The following is a 17,839-nucleotide window of genomic DNA, read 5'->3' as shown; positions in this document are numbered from 1 at the left end:
GCTTAACATTTTTCAAAAAAACATTATGAAGCGGGCTATTATGGTAGTTTCTTTTTGCCTGTCATTTTCATCAGTATTTGCTCAATATCCCGTAATTTCCAATGAACTTCAGGCTAAAACTGACACCATTTTGGCAAAAGAAGAAAGACGTTTAAAGGAAATCTGGACAAATAACTCCAAGACTCTTAAGGAAGAAGCAAAACACGGCAAACCTTATTTGCCTTGGGTTTCATATCCTAAAGATTTTGTGCCTGCGGAAATTCCCGCTTTTCCTGGGGCCGAAGGCGGAGGTGCTTTTACCCAAGGAGGTAGAGGCGGAAAAATATTTGTGGTGACCAGTCTAGAAGACACTGGTAAAGGAACCTTTAGAGAAGCTTGCGAAGCAGTGGGTGCGAGAACAATCGTATTCAATGTTTCGGGAATTATTCGATTGAAAAACCGCATCAGTATGCGAGCGCCTTATGTTACAATTGCAGGACAAACAGCTCCTGGTGATGGTATTTGTATAGCAGGAGAAACCTTAGAGATAGATACGCACGACGTTATTATAAGACACATGCGTTTTAGAAGAGGCGCAACCGATGTTACTCGAAGAGATGATGCACTTGGCGGAAATCCGATGGGAAATATCATTATTGATCATTGTTCTGTAAGCTGGGGACTGGACGAAAATATTTCATTGTACAGACATCAGTTTAAAGCGAATGAAAAATCAACTTTGGAAAAATTGCCAGCTGTAAATATTACGATTCAAAACACGATTTCTTCGGAAGGCTTGGATACCTATAATCATTCTTTTGGAAGTACTATCGGAGGTTTGAACAGTACCTTTATGAGAAATTTATGGGCTGATAATATTTCCAGAAATGCTTCTATCGGGATGTATGGCGACTTTAATTTTGTGAATAATGTGGTATTCAACTGGTGGAATCGTTCCCTAGACGGAGGAGATTACCGTTCGTTGTTTAATATCATCAATAATTATTTTAAACCAGGTCCAATAACTCCCACAGATCAACCTATTCGTTATAGAATCTTGAAACCGGAATCGGGTTATATGAAACCAAAAACTTTTGGTAGAGCATATGTTTCGGGGAATTATATAGTAGGAGCTCCAGAAGTCACTGCTGATAATTGGAATGGTGGAATTCAATTAGAAGATCTTTCATTGGAACAATCTAAAGAATATTTAGAATTAATCAAACAAACAAAACCATTCGCAATGCCTCAGTTTAAAATAATGAAGGCAGAAGAAGCGTATGAATTTGTGTTGAACAATGTTGGGGCAACTTTGCCAAAAAGAGATGCGGTTGACGAACGAATTGTTAAACAAGTTCGTACCGGAAAGATTGAGGTTAAAGACGGTTTAGAGAATACAATCGGTAAAGAGTTCATTAAAAGAAGATTGCCTGCTGATTCTTATAAAAAAGGTATTATTACCAGTCCAGACCAAGTTGGCGGTTATCCGGAATACAAAGGAAAAGCCTATAAAGATTCGGACAGTGACGGAATTTCTGATAAATGGGAAATCCAATACGGATTGAATCCAAAAGACGCTTCTGATGCCAATAAAGATTTGAATGGAGATGGATATACCAACTTGGAAAAATATTTTAACGGTATCGATCCAACTCAAAAAACCGATTGGTCGAAAAACGAAAACAATATTGACACGCTGGCGAAGTCAAAAGGATTGTTGCAATAATTTTTAAATTTAGACCAAACCTAACAGGTTTTTAAAACCTGTTAGGTTTAATCATAATATCAAACAATATTTTAAAGTGAATTTTGTCCAACTCAAAAATATAATATTAAGCAAACAGGATATACTCGTTTTATCCTGTTTTGTTATTTTCTTTAGTGTCAACATTACTATGGCACAAAGTACATTTCCTGATATTACAAAAACGAAAGAAGGAAAACTTTCTTTTACTGCGGATAGTCAAGGAAACCAAATTCCGGACTTTTCTTATGCGGGATATATGGCTTCTGAAAAAGCTATTCCAAATTTGGAGAATAAAATTTTTGTTCCAAAGCAAGAAGAGGATGCTACCCAAAAAATACAAAATGCCATTGATTATGTCAGTAATCTAAAACTAGACAAATCAGGTTTTCGTGGTGCAGTTCTTTTAGATAAAGGAACTTTTAAAATCAACGGAACTTTATACATCAAAAAATCGGGCGTGGTTTTACGAGGAAGTGGAAACACAGAAAACGGTACGATACTTTTAGGAACCGGACTGGAAAGAGAATCTTTAATTAGGGTTTTAGGAGTTGATGATAGAAAGTACGGAGATACTTTCGAATTCAATACCACTTACACACCACTTGGAACCAAAAAAATTCAATTAAAAAATGCTTCCAAATTAAAAGTATCTGACGAAATCAGCATCAGCAGACCTTTGATCGACAATTGGATCAAGGAATTGAATATGCAAGATTTTGGAGGAGAAACCTCTTGGATTGGCTGGAAAAAAGGAGACTGGGATATGACTTGGAATAGAGTCGTAACCAAAATTAACGGTAATGAAGTAACCCTAAATGCGCCAATAACAATGGCTTTAGATGATGTTTTCGGAGCTTCAAAAGTGACTATATATTCCTGGTCAGGAAGAATTGAGCAGATTGGAATCGAAAATATTTTGATGAAATCGACTTTTAATGCCTCAAATCTAAAAGACGAAGAACATAGATGGTTGGGAGTTAGCATCGAAAACACCAGAAATGCTTGGGTAAAACAAGTGAATTTCAAGCATTTTTCGGGAGGAGCTATTTCTTTGCTAAAAACGGCTCAACAAATTACCGTTGAAGATTGTATTGCAACAGAACCCATTTCAGAAATTGCTTCTTTCAGAAGACATACTTTTTATACAGAAGGTCAGCAAACATTGTTTCAACGTTGTTACTCCGAGTTTGGTTACCACGATTTTGCCGTAGGAGGTTTTGGAACAACGGGACCAAATGTTTTTTTACAATGCGAATCGCATTTGCCTTTTGAAAATAGCGGAGCCATCGGAAGTTGGGCAACCGGAGTTTTATTCGACATTGCTAATATTGATGGTCAAGCGTTAAGTTACAATAACAGGGAACAAGACGGAAGAGGAGCAGGTTGGACAGCTGCAAACAGCGTAATCTGGGAATCATCGGCTTCCAAAATAGAATGTTACAGTCCGCCAACAGCGCAAAACTGGGCTTTTGGAGTTTGGGGACAATTTGCAGGAAACGGACATTGGAAAGATGTAAACGGTCATATTAGTCCAAGAAGTTTGTTTTATGCACAGCTAGAAACCCGTTTGGGAAAACTTCCCGTGAAACCATTTATTTATGATTTGGGTTCAGAGCCATCTTCTAGTCCGTCGGTTGAAGTAGCTCTAGAATTAACCAAAAATTCGGTTAAAACTGCAATGAGTTTGCCGGAATGGATTGCCGAAGTTTCTAAATCAAATCCAATTTCGATTGCTAATTCGGGCTTAAAAAACGCCAACGATTTAAAAAATAACGAGCAAAATAAGATTTCCAAAAACACTTCTAAAGTAAAGATAGAAAACGGATTATTGACTTTTGAAAGGGAATTAATCGCTGGAAAACAAACCAATGTGGCTTGGTGGCGTGGTAATCTAATGGATATAGATGTCAAAAAATCGACTCCGCACATTACCCGATTCGCTCCCGGAAGAACCGGAACCGGACTTACAGATAAAATCGATGAAGTTGTTGATTATTTAAGTACCAATAATATAATCGCCTTAGAACATAATTATGGCTTATGGTACGACAGAAGAATGGACGATCACGAACGTGTTCGCCGAATTGATGCCGATGTGTGGCCTCCGTTTTACGAACAACCTTTTGCCAGAAGTGGACAAGATTTGGCTTGGGATCATTTAAGCAAATACGACTTGACCAAATTCAATGATTGGTATTGGACTCGCTTGGCGCAATTTGCAAATTTGGCGGAAGCAAACGGACAATTATTGGTCAATCAGCAATATTTTCAACACAATATCATAGAAGCCGGAGCGCATTGGTCTAGTTCTCCTTGGCGTTCGGCGAATAATATAAACAGTACTGGTTTTCCGGAACCGCCACCTTATGCAGGAGACAAACGTATTTTTATGGCGGAGCAGTTTTATGATATTACAAACCCTGTTCGAAAAAAATTACACCAAGGATTCATTCGTAAATCATTCGAGAATTTCCAGGACAACAGCAATGTTATTCAATTGACAAGTGCCGAATATACTGGCCCACTTCACTTTATGCAGTTTTGGCTGGATGAAGCCCAAAAATGGAAAACCGAAACGGGTAAAAAAGGAATTATTGGCTTGAGTGCTACCAAAGATGTTCAGGATGCTATTTTGAGCGATGCCAATAGAGTCAAAACAGTTGATGCCATTGATATTCGTTATTGGTATTACAAAGAAGACGGAACGGCTTATGCTCCACAAGGTGGCGTAAATTTAGCACCAAGACAACACGCCAGAAAATTAAAAACCGGAAAAGAAACCGATGACCAAGTATATCGTGCGATTCGAGAGTATCGTGAGAAGTATCCAGAAAAAGTAGTCTTGTATTCTACCGATGGTTCTTCACGATTTGGATGGGCGGTATTAATGGCGGGAGGGTCGCTGCCAAATATTCCAAAAATTCAGATTTCTTCCTTCAATTCGGAGATTAGTGGTATGAAATTTGTAAATGGAAACACGTTTTTAGATGCAGTTTGGAAACTCGAAAACAAAGGGAAATCCTATCTTTTTTACGCGAAGAATTCGCAAGATATTTCAATTGACCTTTCTAATTATAAAGGTGATTTCGAAGTTTATTCGATTAATGTTTACACAGGAAGCGTATCGAAAAATGCAAACATCAACGGAGGAAAAACTGTTGTAATTCCCGCTTCTGATGTGAAGGAAAAAGTACTATTCATAATAAAAAAATAATTTCAAAATACTTTCAAAAATGAATCAAAAACAAAACTATATATATGCGTTTTTTATAAGCTGTTCGTTGTTTTTTGCGGTTTGCGGCTATTCCCAAACTACCAAAAAAGCAAAATCGGTAAACAAAGACTTGCTAAAACTCAAAATTTCAAAAAATCAACATTATTTTACTACCGAAGATGGAAAACCATTTTTCTGGCTGGGTGATACAGGTTGGTTGACATTCGGAAAATTAGATAGAGAAGGCGTGGATAAATATTTTCAGGATCGAAAAGAAAAAGGATTCAATGTGGTTCAAGTGATGGTTTTACATAATATAAATGCTGTTAATGTGTATGGAGATGCAGCCTTGATAAATGAAGATGTGTCTAAGCCTTTAACCACTACAGGAAATAATTTCAGGAATGTAGCAGAATATGATTATTGGGATCACGTAGATTACACTTTAGAAGTGGCTCAAAAAAATGGAATCTACGTTGCAATGGTGCCGGTTTGGGGAACCAATGTTTCAAAAGGAGACAAAGTGAGTAAAGAACAAGCAATTCAATATGCAAAGTTTTTAGCCGAAAGATATAAAAACAGAACCAATATTATTTGGCTGAACGGTGGAGACACACACGGTAACGAATTTAAAGACATCTGGAATGCTATCGGAAGTACATTAAAAACCAACAATCCGAATCAACTAGTGACTTTTCACCCTTTCGGAAGAACTGATTCTTCTGACGATTATCATACTGCGACTTGGTTGGATTTCAATATGTTTCAATCGGGTCACCGTCGATACGATCAGGATACATTGTCAGGTTCTTTCAAAGAAGATAATTACAAATTCGTTCAAAGAGATTTGACTTTAAAACCAACCAAACCAACTTTGGACGGAGAACCGTCTTACGAAGGAATTCCACACGGTTTGCACGACACTTTACAACCATTATGGAAAGCTAGTGATGTAAGACGTTACGGTTATTGGTCCGTTTTTGCTGGAGCTGCAGGTTATACTTACGGACACAATGCGGTAATGCAAATGTTCAGAAAAGGAGACAAACCAGCTTACGGAAACAAAGAATTATGGACGTCTGCAATCAATGCATCTGGTGCTGGACAAATGGTTTATATCAAAAAATTAATGCTCGAATTTCCCTATTTGGAAAGAGTTCCGGACCAGTCTATAGTTGCGAATCAAGGAGAGAAATATGATTATTTAGTTGCTACCAGAGGAAAAAATTATGCTTTGATTTATACGTATACAGGTAGAAAAATTGCAGTGAATATGGGTAAAATCGCTGGAGATAAAGTAACGGCAACTTGGTACAATCCAAGAAATGGACAAAAAACCAAAATTGGAATAGTAGCCAATAAAGGAGTTCGGGAATTTCAGCCTACTGGCAAAAAAGAGGATGGAAACGACTGGGTGCTAATTTTAACATCCAAGTAATCAAAAATCTGCCAAAATCTGCTGAATCTGCGTGCCAAAAATTAAGACTATGAAAATTAAAAATATACTAATCATCCTTTGTTTCATTACAGCATTCAATACTGCTTTCGCCAGTAACGATGGCTGGCTAAACATTCTAAACGAAGGTGGAAACAATAAAGGAGTAAAATGCACCGAAGCCATTCAAAAAGCAATCGAAAAAGCATCTAAAAACGGTGGAGGAACTATTTTCTTTCCTGCCGGCGAATATTTAACGGGTGCTCTAAAACTGAAAAGCAACATCACAATACATTTAGATTCCGGCGCACTTTTGAAATTTTCAGAGAATTTTGATGACTACCTTCCGTATGTCGAAATGCGTTATGAAGGAATCGTGATGCAATCTTTTTCGCCATTATTTTATGCCAAAGACGCCGAGAATATTACCATCAAAGGAAGAGGTGTGATTGACGGACAAGGAAAAGCGTGGTGGAATGAAGTGTACCGAATCGAAAGCGCTAAAGGACCAATTCCACTAACCAAATACCAAAAAATGTGGGACGAACAAAACAAGGGTATTGTGTATTCTCCTTATTATCAAAGAACGATTGACAAGAAGTTTTTCAGACCTTCTTTTTTTCAAGCCTACAATTGCAAGAATATTTTAATCGAAGGCGTTACATTTCAAAACTCTCCTTTCTGGACGATAAATCCTGAATTCTGCGACAATGTAACTGTAAACGGAATTACAATTAATAATCCGCATTCGCCAAATACAGACGGAATCAATCCTTCCTCCTGCAAAAATGTTCATATTTCAAACTGTCACATCAGCGTTGGCGACGATTGTATTACGATTAAATCAGGTAGAGATGCAGATGGGCGTAAATACGGAAAACCAACTGAAAATGTTACGATTACCAATTGCACAATGTTAAGTGGTCACGGAGGAGTTGTAATTGGAAGTGAAATGTCGGGCGGAATCAAAAAAATTACCATTTCAAACTGTGTTTTTGACGGAACCGATAGAGGAATTCGTATCAAAGCAGCTCGCGGTCGAGGTGGCGTTGTAGAAGATATTCGCGTGGATAATATTGTGATGAAAAACATCAAGGAAGAAGCCATTATTTTGGATTTGTTCTATGATAAAGACAATGCGGTGGAGCCGGTTACAGAACGCACGCCAATTTTTAGAAACATTCACATCAGCAATGTTACGGGCGGAAATGTAAATAAAGCAGGATTTGTTCGCGGAATTTCTGAAATGCCAATTCAAAACATATCTTTTTCGAATATCAATATGGATGGCAAAGAAGGTTTTACGGTAATTACAGCAACCGATGTAGAATTTCACGATGTAAAAGTCAATGCAACAGCGGGTTCCTCTTTCAAAATCACCGATTCTAAAAACCTCATTTTGGACAACGTAGGTTCATCAACACCAATAAAAGGAATTCCGGTTATCAAAATTGATAATGCTTCGAATATTATGATCAATAACAATTTTCCATTCAACGCCACCGATATTTTTATCGAAGCAGATGGAAAAGACACCAAAAATATCTTTCTGAAAAACAATGTTTTTAATAATGTAAATACCGTTGTGAAAAAAGGAAAAGACTTGGATAAAAAAGCAATTGTAGAATAAATCCCCTCCCCAGCCCTCCCCGAAGGGGAGGGTGACAAAACAGAGGAATTAAATAACGGATTAATTTTTAAAATAACAACGCTCCAGTTTCGGCTCCCTCTCCTTTGGAGAGGGTTGGGGTGAGGAAAACCATAGCAATGAAGAAATTTTTAATCATTATAATTTTAGCATTTTCTACTCTAAGCTATTCCCAGAAAAAGAAAGAAATTTTCCTTTTCACCTCTTTCAGGGAACCGGCGACAGAAGGTTTGTACTTGGCGTACAGTGAAGACGGTTACAATTGGAAAGGTCTTGAAGGATCGTTTCTAAAACCTGAAATCGGTGCCAGCAAAATAATGCGTGATCCTTCGATAACAAAAGGAAAAGACGGGACTTATCATATGGTTTGGACAACGGATTGGAAAGGCGGAAACGGTTTTGGATATGCGAGTTCCAAAGATTTGATTCATTGGTCGAAGCAAGAATACATTCCGGTGATGAAAAATGAGCCGGAAGTCGTAAACGTTTGGGCTCCCGAGATTTTTTATGATGATGTAAAAAAAAGTTACATCATTATTTGGGCTTCTACTATTCCGTTTCGATTTGCAAAAGGAGTGGAAGAAGAGAAAAATAACCACCGAATGTATTACGTGACAACCAAAGATTTCAAAACCTTTTCGGATACGAAATTGTATTACGAGCCAGGTTTCAGCGTGATTGATTGTGTGATTGTAAAAAAAGGAAAGAAAGATTATGTTTTGGTTTTGAAAGACAACACCAGACCAATGCGAAACATAAAAGTAGCTTTCGGAAAATCGCCTTTGGGACCATTCAATAAAAGTTCAGAACCATTGACGGAGTATTTATCAGAAGGGCCAACTGTCGTTAAAGTCGGTAAAAATTGGTTGCTGTATTATGACAATTATGGTTCAAAAAATTATAAAGCTTTAAGCACTTTAGATTTTGTTTATTTTGAAGATGTTTCCTCAAAAATAAAACTTCCGGAAGGACACAAACACGGAACGATTACCACGATTTCGAAGAAAGTTTTAAAAGGATTAATGGAGAAAAAATAATGGTTTGCCAATCCCAAGGGCTGACGACATAATATAAAATAACAAATGATTGCATTCTATAAAATAAAAAGTATTGCGCTAACAATCGCCTTTTGCGGCAGCATAAATGCGCTCCAAGCACAACAAGATACCATACGATATGTAGGCAAAACACTTTCTAATGTCGATTACCACCACGGGCAATTGAGTCCTGCGGTTGGGGTTCACGCTACCCAAATTATGCGAGCCAGCAGGGAACATCCTGAAAAAGCGGATGGTTTTGGATGGACATACAACCACCAATCGATGATGGCGTATTGGAACAATACCTTTTATTTACATTATTTGAGTGATCCAACGGGAGAACACATTCCGCCGGGTCAAACATTTATTATGACTTCCAAAGACGGGACAACTTGGACAAAACCAGCAGTACTTTTCCCGATTTACCACGTTCCAGACGGCTTTAAAAAAGAAGGAGTAGAAGGAGTTGCCAAAAACCTGGATGCTGTTATGCACCAGCGTATGGGCTTTTATATTTCATCAGATAAAAGGTTACTTTCTGTAGGTTATTACGGCGTTGCAATGGATCACAAAGACGACCCTAATGACGGAAAAGGAATTGGTCGTGTGGTAAGAGAAATTTATAAAGATGGAAGTTTTGGTCCAATTTATTTTATTCGACACAATAAAAACGGGAATCCACTGCCAACAACATTTCCATTTTATACCAAAAGCAAAGACAAAAAATTCATCAAAGCCTGTGACGAATTACTTTCTAAACCATTGTTAATGCAGCAATGGGTAGAAGAAGCCGACAGGGATGATCCTTTAGTTCCGCTTAAAAAGCAATTTAAAGCGTTCAATTATTACCATTTACCAAACGGAAATGTGGTGGGTTTATGGAAATTTGCACTGACTTCCATTAGTAAAGATGAAGGAAAAACTTGGGAATATGGTCCGGTGAGAGCTCCTGGTTTTGTAAATAGCAATGCTAAAATCTGGGGACAAAAAACATCAGATAATCGGTATGCTACAGTGTATAATCCGTCGGAATACCGTTGGCCATTGGCTATTTCAACCAGTGATGATGGGTTAAATTATAAAGATTTATTGTTGGTTCACGGTGAAGTAAGCCCGATGCGTTACGGAGGAAACTACAAGTCTGCCGGGCCGCAATACGTTCGTGGAATTCCTGAAACTGACGGAACTCCTCCAGACGGAAAACTTTGGGTAAGTTATAGCGTCAACAAAGAAGACATTTGGGTGGCTTCGATTCCCGTCCCGGTGACAAGTGAAGTGAAAGAAAATGCCAATGATGTTTTTAATGAACTTCCGAATGGACAAGAATTAAAAATGTGGAATACATACGATTTGTCTTGGGCTTCCACCAAAGTAGAAAAGAAAACCGATGGCAAAAAATGGCTGACATTAAGAGACCAGGATGCTTTTGATTATTCTCGTGCAGAGCGCGTGATTCCGTTTGCAGAAAAAATGGAAGCGACTTTTACCGTAAAACCGGAGCAAAATAATCACGGTCTATTGCAAATTGAATTTCAAAACAAACAAGGACTTCCTGCGATTCGATTGGTGTTCGATTCGGATGGAGAATTAAAAGTAAAACACGGCGCTCGTTCTGGTGGAATTACTAAATATGAGGCTGGAAAGGAATATACGATTACAGTCAAATTGGATGTTACTTCCCGTTCCTACACTGTGAAAGTAAATAATAGCAAAGAGACTTTTAAGATATTCTATGCTCCGGTAGATGGTATTTCACGCATTATGTTCCGAACCGGAGATCAGCGTTATACGCCAAATGCCGATACGGCTCCCGATACGCCAGATTTTGTTGATTTGCCAGATGCAGGAAAATTAATTCCGGAAGCTGTTTTTAATATTCAATCATTGGTTACAAAAAAGTTATAAAGAAATAAAGAATCTGTGTTCAGACCTAACAGGTTTTAAAAACCTGTTAGGTCTCTAAAACGAACTTAAAAAATATAAAGTGAATACTTTTAAATCCATACTATTCCTCCTTTGTCTTTTAGCAACTTTCAGTTCTAATGGACAAATTTCAGCTGACCATTTAAAATGCGAAATGGCAGAAAATCCATTGGCTGTCATTCAAAATCAACCGAGATTAAGTTGGCAGTTGGTTTCTACAGGATCGAATGTATCGCAAATGGCGTATCAAGTATTAGTTGCTTCTTCCGAAAAAAAATTACAGAATAATGAAGCCAATGTTTGGGATAGCGGAAAAGTGATTTCAAATAAAAATCTTTATATAAGTTTCAAAGGGAATTTTTTAAAAAGCGAAACCAAATACTTCTGGAAAGTTAAAGTTTGGAATCAAAACGACAAGTCTTCTAATTGGAGCAAAACAGCTTCTTTCAGAATTGCGCCTTCTGAATCAGATTTGAATCCAACTTGGATTGGCGCCATTACAAAAGCCAATAGTCATTTGCCGGAAGGCAGAAATTACCACACGGCGACTTTCAAAAAAGAAAAAAAAGAAGCGATAATCAATGCTTCGGATTCTTTGGCACGCAGAAGTATTATGCTTCGCAAACCATTTGCTGTTGCTAAAGAAATCAAGGAAGCCGTAGTTTATATTTCGGGATTGGGACATTATGAATTGACTATAAATGGCAAAAAAATAGGCAATAGCGAGTTTGCGCCGTTATGGACAGATTACGACAAAACAGTCAATTACAATACCTATGAATTAGCAGCTGATGCCTTGCAAAAAGGAGAAAATGTAATCGGAGTGCTGTTAGGAAACGGAATGTACAATATGGTTGCGGAAAGGTATGCCAAGTTTTTTGTGAGTTTTGGACCGCCGACTTTGTTTTTCAAAATGAAAGTGATTTATAAAGACGGTTCTACAGCAATTATAAAGTCTGATGAAAGCTGGAAATACAGCAAAGGCCCGATTACTTTCAACAGTATTTTTGGGGGAGAAGATTACAATGCCAACTTGGAACAAAAAGGTTGGAATAATAAAGGATTTAATGATTCGAATTGGAAAAAAGTAGTCGTTCAGGAAGCTCCAAAAGGGATTTTGAGCGCGCAAACAGCACCGCCAATTACCATACAAAAAAAGTATGATGTCAAGGAAGTTAAAGAACTTAAACCTAACTTTTATGTTTTCAATATGGGGCAGAATCTTTCCGGATTTACAACCATCAAAGTAAAAGGGAAAAAAGGACAAACGGTTCGGGTTTGGGTAGGAGAAAGCTTGAATGAAGACGGAACGGTCGGACAAGGAAAAACAGGTAAGCCATATTATTATGATTACAAATTAAAAGGTGATGGGGTAGAAGAATGGCAACCAAAATTCAGTTATTATGGTTTTCAATATGTTCAGATGGAGAACATCAATTATAAAGAGGTCAAGAATGAAAATCTCCCGACACTTGTAGAATTAAAATCTAATTTTATATACAATTCTGCGGGTGAAGCAGGAACTTTTGAATGTTCCAATGACATTTTCAACAAAACGCACGAACTGATTAACAATGCCATAAAAAGTAATTTTCAGAGTGTGTTTACTGATTGTCCGCAACGTGAAAAATTGGGTTGGTTAGAGGAAATTCATTTAAACGGACCAGGTTTAATGTTCAATTATAATTTAGAAAGTTATATTCCCAGTTCGATGCAAAACATTGCCGATGCTCAAAGAGAAAACGGTTTGATTCCGACTATCGCTCCCGAGTATGTTGTTTTTGGAGGTGATTTCACCGATTCACCGGAATGGGGCGTAACCGGCGTGATTTTGCCTTGGATGTATTATGAACAGTATGGCGACGCTTCTTTATTGGAAAAATATTATCCTGTAATGAAAAAGTATGTTGAATATTTAGGGACGAAATCGACAAACCATATTGTTTCGTACGGATTGGGAGATTGGTACGATTATGGAACTCATGCAGCGGGTTATTCAAAAAATAGTCCGATTGCACTTTCGGCAACTTCTCATTATTATTATGGCGCACATTTGTTGGCAAAAGCAGCAAAATTATTGAACAAAGGAGGTGATATTGCGAAATATGAAACATTAACTTCTGATATAAAAAAGGCTTTCAATACCGAATTTTTCAACAAGGAAACCAAACAATACGGGACGAGTAGCCAGTTTAGCAACGCTGTTCCTGTTTTTATGGATATCGTGGAACCGCAATACAAACAAGCGGTGATGGATAATTTATTAAAAGACATCAAAGCCAAAGGCGACCGATTGACAACTGGAGATGTTGGGAATCGTTATTTATTTCAAGCTTTGGCTCGAAATGGCGAAAACGAAATGATGTACAAAATGAACAATCACTATGATGCACCGGGTTATGGTTTCCAGATAAAATTTGGATTGACCACTTTAACGGAGCAATGGGATCCTCGCAAAGGAAATTCCTGGAATCATTTTATGATGGGACAAATTGAAGAATGGTTTTACCAAAGTCTAGCCGGAATTGTTTCGGATGACGAAAATCCGGGTTTCAAACATTTCTTTATTCAACCTGAAATGGTGGGTGATATGACTTTTGTAAAAGCAACTTATAAATCGATTTACGGAAATATTGCTTCGGCTTGGGAGAAAAAAGACGGTAAATTATTTTTGAAAATTGAAGTTCCAGCCAATACAACGGCGACAGTAAAATTACCGGTTGAGAGAAATACGAAAATAAAAGTAAATGGAAAATCTCTGGAAAAATTGAAATTGGATTTGGGTTTTGATGCCAATCAAAAGAAACCTACTTTGAAATTAGGGTCAGGAATTTATACGATAGAGTGCAAATTATAAAGAATTTAGAAATATGATTACCATTAAAAACATAAAGCGTGCGTTACTAGTTTCAATTTTTGCATTGACACTTGCAAATGCGCAGACAAAAACTTCTGATGAAAATTTCAGAAAACCAGTTACGGAAACCATCAAAAAGATTGAAACTATTTTTCATATCACCATTATGGATGATAGAGGTTTATTGAAAGGAAAAGAACTGGACTATGCCGATTGGAGAATTGAACAAGGCAATTTAGAAGTTTCTTTGGCCAATGTTTTAGTTCCTTTTGAGTTGACTTATTTTAAGCAACCCGATGGAAGTTATCTGGTTCGAAAATATGAAAGTCATAAAGTTTCTATTGATAAAGGAAAAGAACGTCTGGATTTTTTGACGAATTTATATCCAAAATTATCCGATTGGGAAGCGCGAAAAAAAGAATTAAAAGCCTGTATGCGCACTTCATTTGGTTTGGACAAAGCACCGCCAATGCCAAAATCAAAGCCAATTTTAACTCCAAAAAGAATTTACAAAGATTATAGCGTTGAAAACATTGGGTTGGAAATTCTTCCTGGTGTTTACGTAACGGGTTCGATATACAAACCCTATCCTTTAAACAAAAAAGCGGCTATTATTTTAACGCCTGATGGACATTTTGGAGACGGAAGATACAGAAATGATGAGCAATACCGTTGCGCTATAATGGCCAAAATGGGCGCAATAGTAGTGAGTTACGATTTGTTTGCCTGGGGTGAATCCTTGCTCCAATTTCCGGAAGAAACACACCGAAATAGTATTGCATCAACAGTGCAAGTGCTAAGCGGAATACGATTGTTGGATTATTTGGCAACGATTAAAAAAGCTGATGTTTCTCGCGTTGGCGTTACCGGAGGTTCTGGAGGTGGTTCACACACGATGTTTTTGGCAGCTTTGGATGACAGGATTACGGTTTCTGCTCCCGTTGTGATGGTTTCGTCTCATTTTTCGGGAGGATGTCCTTGCGAAAGCGGTCGTGGCATTCATTTGTGTGGTAACGGAACCAATAATGCTGAAATTTCAGCAATGATGGCTCCAAAACCACAATTGATTGTTTCGGATGGAAAAGATTGGACACTCGCTGTTCCGGAATTGGAATTTCCTTTTATCCAACGGACTTATGGTTTTTATGGTAAAAAAGACTTAGTAGAAAATGCGCATTTTCCCAATGAAGGACATGATTTTGGGGTTTCAAAACGGATGGTTTTGTATCCGTTTATGGCCAAATATTTAGGTTTGGATTTAAACAAAGTGAAGAATGCCAAAGGCGAAATAGACGAGTCCACTTGTGTGATGGAACCCAAAGAAAAGCTATTCGTTTTTGGCGACAAAGGTGAAAAATTACCAGCCAATGCCTTAAAGGATATCAACAAATTATATGAAATGTTTGGAGAAAAAAATCATAAAGTATATGAAATTAAAAAATAAAATTGCCAGTGTTTTTTTCGGGATACTGTTTCTTGTTGGATTCCAGAATATAACTGCACAAACCACAGGGGAACTAAAACTTTGGTACGATAAACCGGCTACTATTTGGAACGAAGCTTTGCCTTTGGGCAATGGTCGTTTGGGTGCAATGGTTTTCGGAGATCCGTCGGTAGAACGTTTGCAATTAAACGAAGAAACCATTTGGGGAGGTTCGCCAAACAGCAATGCGCATCCCAATGGATTGAAATCTTTGCCTGTAGTTAGGCAGTTAATTTTTGATGGAAAATACGATGAAGCACAAGCTTTGACTGACAAAGAAATGATGTCGAAATCCAATAACGGAATGCCATATCAAACTTTTGGCAGTGTCTATATTTCGTTTCCGGGACATCAAAAATATACCGATTATTACCGAGATTTAAATATTGATAATGCTACTGCAAAAGTGAAGTACACTGTAAATGGGGTAGAATTTACTAGGGAGATTCTTTCATCGTTTTCAGATCAGGTTATTGTGGTGAAATTGTCGGCAAGTCAGCCGGGGAATATTACCTGTAATGTGTTTATGAACAGTCCGTTTGATAAAACTGTTCCTTCAACTGAGGGCGATCAAATCGCATTGTCCGGAGTTTCAGGTACCTTTGAAGGACAAAAAGGGAAAGTGAAGTTTCAAGGAAGAGTTCAAGCCAAAAACAAAGGCGGTGAAGTTTCTGCAAGCAACGGAATCATTAGTATCAACAAAGCCGATGAAGTGACACTATATATTTCAATTGCCACTAATTTCAAAAATTATCAGGACATTACCGAAGATGAAGTAGCTAAAAATAAAGCCTATTTGGCGCAAGCCATTACCAAAGATTTCGGTACTATAAAAAAAGCGCACGTAGCTTTTTATCAAAAGTTCTTCAATAGAGTTTCTTTAGATTTAGGAACAAATGAAATCGCTAAGCAAACGACAGACGAAAGGATACGAAATTTCTCCAAACAATTCGATCCGCAATTGGCTACCTTGTATTTTCAATTTGGACGTTATCTTTTAATTTCGAGTTCACAACCGGGGGGACAACCTGCCAATTTACAAGGGATTTGGAATGATATGCTTTCTCCTCCTTGGGAAAGTAAATACACAATGAACATCAATGCCGAGATGAATTATTGGCCGGCGGAAGTAACCAATCTTTCTGAAATGCATGAGCCTTTTATCAAGATGGCAAAAGAATTAAGTGTCACCGGACAAGAAACCGCCAAGATGATGTATGGGGCAAATGGTTGGGTATTGCATCACAATACGGATATTTGGCGCATTACAGGTCCAGTAGATTTTGCAACTTCGGGAATGTGGCCTACAGGTGGTGCTTGGGTTTGCCAAGATTTGTGGGAAAGATATTTGTACACAGGAGATAAAAATTACCTCAAGGAAATTTATCCCATCATGAAAGGTGCTGCTACTTTCTTTCTTGATTTTATGGTTGCTGATCCCAAAACAGGCTTTCTGGTAGTGGTGCCATCCAATTCTCCAGAACACGAACATGCTGGTGGTTCAGGAAAAGCTACTCTTGCAGCAGGAACCACGATGGACAATCAGCTGATTTTTGATTTGTTTACCAATGTGATTGCGGCGACGAAAATAGTTTCGGAAGACGATTCATTTGCTCAAAAATTGAGCCAAGCATTAGCTAAAATGGGACCAATGCGAATAGGTCAACATGGACAATTACAAGAATGGATGGAAGATTGGGATAACCCAGAAGATAAGCATAGACATATTTCTCATTTATACGGTTTGTTTCCTAGCAATCAAATTTCCCCTTTCAAAACTCCAGAACTGATAGAAGCCGCCAAAACCACTTTAAAGCAAAGAGGAGATGAATCTACCGGATGGTCTATGGGTTGGAAAGTAAATTATTGGGCAAGATTATTAGATGGCAATCACGCTTATAAATTGTTGCAAGATCAGCTGCATTTAGTTACACCCGAGCAACGTAAGGGCGGAGGAACGTATCCTAATATGCTCGATGCGCACCAACCGTTTCAGATTGACGGTAACTTTGGTTGCACTGCAGGAATTGCCGAAATGTTGATGCAAAGTCAGGAAGGAGCAATCCAGTTATTACCAGCTTTGCCAAGTGTTTGGAAAGATGGAAGCATAAAAGGTTTGGTGACCCGAGGTGGTTTTGTAATCGATATGACTTGGAAAAATAATAAAGTTTCGACTGTAAAGATTTATGCCAAAATAGGCGGAAATTGTAGGCTGCGATTAGAAAACACCTTAACAGCGGGCAAAGGAATCCAACTTAAAAAAGCAAAAGGAAAAAATCCAAATCCATTGTTTTTGGATGTGAATGTCAAGAAACCAATCATTTCAGAAAAGGCAGTTATTAAAACAGTGAAATTGCCAAAATACAACGAATATGATGTGGAGATGAAAGCGGGACAGACGTATAGTTTCTCTGCAAATTAGATTAGGTCTTAAAAACGAATATTGTGTCCGCGTAAGTGATGGTAGTGGAGCTCTTTTTTTGACTGGCTTTTTCAGTCGATCAAAAAAAAGC

At 37.9% G+C, this 17,839-nt stretch carries 9 protein-coding genes; all 9 read left to right on the top strand.

Annotation, left to right across the window (positions count from 1 at the left end):
• Window positions 1-25: 25 nt before the first annotated feature.
• Window positions 26-1,705 (top strand): polysaccharide lyase, encoded by a 1,680-nt coding sequence (locus ACM55K_RS15440; RefSeq protein ID WP_416851166.1) that lies wholly within the window; start codon window positions 26-28, stop codon window positions 1,703-1,705.
• Window positions 1,706-1,874: 169 nt separating this feature from the next.
• The gene (locus tag ACM55K_RS15435; protein ID WP_416851165.1) at window positions 1,875-4,940 is read left to right on the top strand and encodes a DUF6298 domain-containing protein; all 3,066 of its coding nucleotides are present in this window, start codon (window positions 1,875-1,877) and stop codon (window positions 4,938-4,940) included.
• A 19-nt stretch (window positions 4,941-4,959) separates the two neighbouring features.
• Complete coding sequence (locus ACM55K_RS15430) at window positions 4,960-6,378, top strand: glycoside hydrolase family 140 protein (RefSeq protein WP_416851164.1); 1,419 nt, start codon at window positions 4,960-4,962, stop codon at window positions 6,376-6,378.
• 49 nt (window positions 6,379-6,427) lie between these two features.
• Complete coding sequence (locus ACM55K_RS15425) at window positions 6,428-8,005, top strand: glycoside hydrolase family 28 protein (protein WP_416851163.1); 1,578 nt, start codon at window positions 6,428-6,430, stop codon at window positions 8,003-8,005.
• Between the two features lie 137 nt (window positions 8,006-8,142).
• Window positions 8,143-9,060, top strand: coding sequence for a glycoside hydrolase family 43 protein (locus ACM55K_RS15420; RefSeq protein ID WP_416851162.1), 918 nt, complete (start codon window positions 8,143-8,145; stop codon window positions 9,058-9,060).
• Between the two features lie 45 nt (window positions 9,061-9,105).
• Window positions 9,106-10,968: a six-hairpin glycosidase gene (locus tag ACM55K_RS15415; RefSeq protein WP_416851161.1), complete on the top strand. Its 1,863-nt coding sequence runs from the start codon at window positions 9,106-9,108 to the stop codon at window positions 10,966-10,968.
• 79 nt (window positions 10,969-11,047) lie between these two features.
• Window positions 11,048-13,843 (top strand): glycoside hydrolase family 78 protein, encoded by a 2,796-nt coding sequence (locus ACM55K_RS15410; RefSeq protein WP_416851160.1) that lies wholly within the window; start codon window positions 11,048-11,050, stop codon window positions 13,841-13,843.
• 13 nt (window positions 13,844-13,856) lie between these two features.
• The gene (locus tag ACM55K_RS15405; protein ID WP_416851159.1) at window positions 13,857-15,287 is read left to right on the top strand and encodes an alpha/beta hydrolase; all 1,431 of its coding nucleotides are present in this window, start codon (window positions 13,857-13,859) and stop codon (window positions 15,285-15,287) included.
• The gene (locus ACM55K_RS15400; protein WP_416851158.1) at window positions 15,271-17,748 is read left to right on the top strand and encodes a glycoside hydrolase family 95 protein; all 2,478 of its coding nucleotides are present in this window, start codon (window positions 15,271-15,273) and stop codon (window positions 17,746-17,748) included. The genes ACM55K_RS15405 and ACM55K_RS15400 overlap by 17 nt, the downstream gene beginning before the upstream one ends.
• The last annotated feature ends 91 nt before the right edge of the window (window positions 17,749-17,839 follow it).

The organism is Flavobacterium arabinosi (assembly GCF_048158725.1).
Classification (GTDB): domain Bacteria; phylum Bacteroidota; class Bacteroidia; order Flavobacteriales; family Flavobacteriaceae; genus Flavobacterium; species Flavobacterium arabinosi.
Note: the sequence above shows the minus strand (reverse complement) of the source record. Positions and strands in the feature narration are given on the sequence as shown.

What these genes read in the sequence shown, in the direction of transcription:
- ACM55K_RS15440 (WP_416851166.1), top strand. Translation starts at nt 26, where the DNA reads ATGAAGCGGGCTATTATGGTAGTTTCTTTTTGCCTGTCATTTTCATCA.
- ACM55K_RS15435 (WP_416851165.1), top strand. Translation starts at nt 1,875, where the DNA reads ATGGCACAAAGTACATTTCCTGATATTACAAAAACGAAAGAAGGAAAA.
- ACM55K_RS15430 (WP_416851164.1), top strand. Translation starts at nt 4,960, where the DNA reads ATGAATCAAAAACAAAACTATATATATGCGTTTTTTATAAGCTGTTCG.
- ACM55K_RS15425 (WP_416851163.1), top strand. Translation starts at nt 6,428, where the DNA reads ATGAAAATTAAAAATATACTAATCATCCTTTGTTTCATTACAGCATTC.
- ACM55K_RS15420 (WP_416851162.1), top strand. Translation starts at nt 8,143, where the DNA reads ATGAAGAAATTTTTAATCATTATAATTTTAGCATTTTCTACTCTAAGC.
- ACM55K_RS15415 (WP_416851161.1), top strand. Translation starts at nt 9,106, where the DNA reads ATGATTGCATTCTATAAAATAAAAAGTATTGCGCTAACAATCGCCTTT.
- ACM55K_RS15405 (WP_416851159.1), top strand. Translation starts at nt 13,857, where the DNA reads ATGATTACCATTAAAAACATAAAGCGTGCGTTACTAGTTTCAATTTTT.
- ACM55K_RS15400 (WP_416851158.1), top strand. Translation starts at nt 15,271, where the DNA reads ATGAAATTAAAAAATAAAATTGCCAGTGTTTTTTTCGGGATACTGTTT.